Origin of the sequence: Cellulomonas septica (genome assembly GCF_012396155.1) — a bacterium.
Taxonomy (GTDB): Bacteria; Actinomycetota; Actinomycetes; order Actinomycetales; family Cellulomonadaceae; genus Cellulomonas; species Cellulomonas septica.
The window spans coordinates 1-4,071 of sequence record NZ_JAAXOY010000317.1; the positions used below are offsets into that span (position 1 = coordinate 1).

4 protein-coding genes are annotated in these 4,071 nt (G+C 72.3%); 3 read left to right on the forward strand and 1 reads right to left on the reverse strand.

Features of this window, described 5'->3' with window-relative positions; all coding sequences use genetic code 11:
- Positions 1-11 precede the first annotated feature (11 nt).
- From HGA02_RS12310 to HGA02_RS12320, 3 genes are all read left to right on the forward strand, one after another.
- On the forward strand, positions 12-461 hold the full coding sequence (locus tag HGA02_RS12310; RefSeq protein WP_168679256.1) for a helix-turn-helix domain-containing protein: 450 nt from the start codon (positions 12-14) through the stop codon (positions 459-461).
- A 5-nt stretch (positions 462-466) separates the two neighbouring features.
- A complete protein-coding gene (locus HGA02_RS12315) occupies positions 467-877 on the forward strand; it encodes a VOC family protein (protein ID WP_168679253.1) in 411 nt (136 codons plus the stop codon).
- 169 nt (positions 878-1,046) lie between these two features.
- Positions 1,047-3,431, forward strand: coding sequence for an ATP-binding cassette domain-containing protein (locus HGA02_RS12320; RefSeq protein ID WP_168679254.1), 2,385 nt, complete (start codon positions 1,047-1,049; stop codon positions 3,429-3,431).
- 1 nt (position 3,432) lies between these two features.
- Here the strand turns inward: HGA02_RS12320 and HGA02_RS12325 are convergent.
- Positions 3,433-4,071, reverse strand: a 639-nt coding sequence (locus HGA02_RS12325; protein WP_168679255.1) for a phosphotransferase, incomplete at its 5' end; no start/stop codon positions are given.

Here is a 4,071-nt window from a genome sequence, read left to right on the forward strand (position 1 = left end):
GCATCGGCCTCGTGACCAGCAGGGCCGACGCCGAGCACCGCCGCAGCGACCTCGCGCGGCTGCGCCGGGTGCGCGACCGGATCGACCGCGAGTACGCGCAGCCGCTCGACGTCGAGGCGCTCGCCCGCGGGGCGCACATGTCGGCAGGGCACCTGAGCCGGCAGTTCAAGGCGGCGTACGGCGAGTCGGTCTACGCGTACCTCATGACGCGGCGCATCGAGCGGGCCATGGCCCTGCTGCGGCGCGGCGACCTCACGGTGACCGAGGTCTGCTTCGCGGTCGGCTGCCAGTCCCTCGGGACCTTCTCGACGCGGTTCACCGAGCTCGTGGGGGTCCCGCCGAGCGTGTACCGCGGGTCGGCCGAGCACAGCACCGCGGGCATGCCGTCGTGCGTCGCGAAGCAGGTGACGCGACCGGTCAGGAATCGAGAAGCGACGCCGTCGGAGCCCCACCTAGCGTGACCGGCATGGACATCACCATCGCGAACACGTTCCTCCCCCACGACGACCCCGACACCGCGCTCGCGTTCTACCGCGACGTGATGGGCTTCGAGGTCCGCAACGACGTCGGCTACGGCGACATGCGCTGGATCACGGTCGGTCCCGCCGGGCAGCCGGGCACGTCGATCGTCCTCTACCCGCCGGCGGCCGACCCGGGCGTCACCGACGACGAGAAGCGGACCATCACCGAGATGATGGCGAAGGGCACGTACGCGACGCTCGTGCTCGCCACGCCGGACCTCGACGCGACGTTCGACACGCTCCAGGCCGCGGGCGCCGAGGTCGTGCAGGAGCCGACCGACCAGCCGTACGGCATCCGGGACGCCGCGTTCCGCGACCCGGCCGGCAACCAGCTCCGCTTCAACCAGGTCGGCTGACCGTCCCACCTCCCGGGCGTCGCACCGCCGGCCCGCACCCGAGCACCCCGCCCGACCACCCCAACCCCGGCGACCCGCCCGCAGCGACCCTGCGCGCGGGTCGCCCGTGCGCGTCGGACCCGGCTGGTTAGATCGGTCCCGACCCCCCTCGCGTCCCCAGGGAGATCCCATGAGCACCGCCACGAGCACCGCACCGGCCGCGTCGCACGTCGCGGACAGCCACGACCTCATCCGCGTGCAGGGCGCGCGGGAGAACAACCTCAAGGACGTCAGCCTCGAGATCCCGAAGCGGCGCCTGACGGTGTTCACCGGCGTCTCCGGGTCGGGCAAGTCGTCGCTGGTCTTCGCGACGATCGCCGCCGAGTCGCAGCGCATGATCAACGAGACGTACAGCGCGTTCGTGCAGGGATTCATGCCGTCGCTCGCGCGCCCGGAGGTCGACCGGCTCGAGGGCCTGACGACGGCGATCATCGTCGACCAGGAGCGCATGGGCTCGAACCCGCGCTCGACGGTCGGCACCGCGACGGACGCGAACGCGATGCTCCGCATCCTGTTCAGCCGGCTCGGGCAGCCGCACATCGGGTCGCCGAACGCGTTCTCGTTCAACGTGCCGTCGGTCAAGGGCGCGGGCGCGATCACGGTCCAGCGCGGCGACCGGACCAAGGCCGAGAAGGCCGAGTTCTCGATGCTCGGCGGCATGTGCCCGCGGTGCGAGGGCATGGGCGCGGTGACCGACTTCGACCGGACCGCGCTGTACGACGACAGCAAGTCGCTCAACGAGGGCGCGCTGACCGTCCCGGGCTACACGATGGACGGCTGGTACGGGCGGATCTTCCGCGGCAGCGGCTTCTTCGACCCGGACAAGCCGATCAAGGACTACGGGAAGCGCGAGCTCGACGACCTGCTCTACAAGGAGCCGACCAAGATCAAGGTCGAGGGCATCAACATCACGTACGAGGGCCTGATCCCCAAGATCCAGAAGTCGCTGCTGTCGAAGGACGTCGACGCGATGCAGCCGCACATCCGGGCGTTCGTCGAGAAGGCCGTGACGTTCCAGACGTGCCCCGAGTGCGAGGGGACGCGCCTCGCGGCCGAGGCCCGGTCGTCGCGGATCGCCGGCAAGAACATCGCCGACGTGTGCGCGATGCAGATCAGCGACCTCGCGCAGTGGGTGCGCGGGCTCGACGAGCCGACCGTCGCGCCGCTGCTCGCGGGCCTGCAGCACCTGCTCGACTCGTTCACGGAGATCGGTCTCGGCTACCTCTCGCTCGACCGGCCCGCGGGGACGCTGTCGGGCGGCGAGGCGCAGCGCACCAAGATGATCCGGCACCTCGGGTCGTCGCTCACCGACGTCACCTACGTCTTCGACGAGCCGACGATCGGGCTGCACCCGCACGACATCCAGCGCATGAACGACCTGCTGCTCCAGCTGCGCGACAAGGGCAACACCGTGCTCGTCGTCGAGCACAAGCCCGAGGCGATCGCGATCGCGGACCACGTCGTCGACCTGGGACCGGGTGCCGGCACCGGCGGCGGGACGATCTGCTTCGAGGGCACGGTCGAGGGCCTGCGCGCGAGCAGCACGATCACGGGCCGGCACCTGGACGACCGCGCGACCCTCAAGGCGGAGCTCCGCCCGACGCAGGGCGCGCTCGAGATCCGGGGCGCGTCGACGCACAACCTCCGGGACGTCGACGTCGACGTGCCGCTCGGCGTGCTGTGCGTGGTCACGGGCGTCGCCGGGTCGGGCAAGAGCTCGCTCATCCACGGGTCGGTCGCGAAGCGCGACGACGTCGTCGTCATCGACCAGGGCGCGATCCGCGGCTCGCGGCGCAGCAACCCCGCGACCTACACCGGCCTGCTCGAGCCCATCCGCAAGGCGTTCGCGAAGGCCAACGGGGTCAAGCCCGCGCTGTTCAGCTCCAACTCCGAGGGCGCGTGCCCGACGTGCAACGGCGCCGGCGTCATCTACACGGACCTGGGCGTCATGGCGACGGTCGAGTCGACGTGCGAGGAGTGCGAGGGGCGCCGCTTCCAGGCGAGCGTGCTGGAGTACACGCTCGGCGGGAAGAACATCGCCGAGGTCCTGGCGATGCCGGTGACCGAGGCCGAGGAGTTCTTCGGCGCGGGCGACGCGCGCACGCCCGCCGCGCACGCGATCCTCGACCGGCTCACCGACGTCGGCCTCGGGTACCTCACGCTCGGCCAGCCGCTCACGACGCTGTCGGGCGGCGAGCGGCAGCGGCTCAAGCTCGCGACGCAGATGGGCGAGAAGGGCGGAATCTACGTCCTCGACGAGCCGACGACCGGCCTGCACCTCGCCGACGTCGCGCAGCTGCTCGGCCTGCTCGACCGGCTCGTCGACTCCGGGAAGTCCGTCATCGTCATCGAGCACCACCAGGCGGTGATGGCGCACGCCGACTGGATCATCGACCTCGGCCCCGGCGCGGGCCACGACGGCGGGCGGGTCGTCTTCGAGGGCACCCCGGCCGACCTCGTCGCGGACCGCTCGACGCTCACGGGACAGCACCTGGCGACGTACGTCGGCGCGTGACTCACGCGTCGGCGGGTGGCGCGTCCGCCTCCGCGCGAAGCCTCTCCAGCCACTCGACGGCGAGCCGTCGACCGTCGGGGAACCGGTCGTCCCTGTCCCAGCGCCACGCCGTGACCATCGCGAGCACGAGCGTCCGGCAGTCGCGCAGGAGCCCGCGGTCCAGGCCCGGGTAGTGGTCGGCGACGTCGTCGGGCGCGTGCGCGACGTCGAGCTCGACCGGGCCCCGGCAGCACGTCTCGAGGTCGACGAGCACGGGCCCGTCCGGTGTCGGGACGACGTTGCCCGGGTGCGGCTCGCCGTGCAGCAGCTGCTGCGCCACCCCGGGCGCGACCAGCGAGCCGCGCAGGCGGCGGAGCGTCCGGACGAGCAGCGCCCGGTCGGGGTCAGCCAGCCCGGGCGTGCGCTCGCGATCGGTCACGAGCTGCAGCGCGGTGTCGACGCGGTCGGTGACGTGCGGCGTCTCGAGGTCGGTCCCGCGCATGGCGGCGTGCAGGCGCACGAGGGCCTCGGCGTACTCCCCCGGCGCAGGTGACCGCGCGGTGTCGGTGACGAGCGACGTCCAGTAGGTGACGACGAAGCCGTCCCTCGCGTGCACGCGGGCGCCCGTGCGCGGGTCCGGCGCGGCGACGGGAGCGCCCGC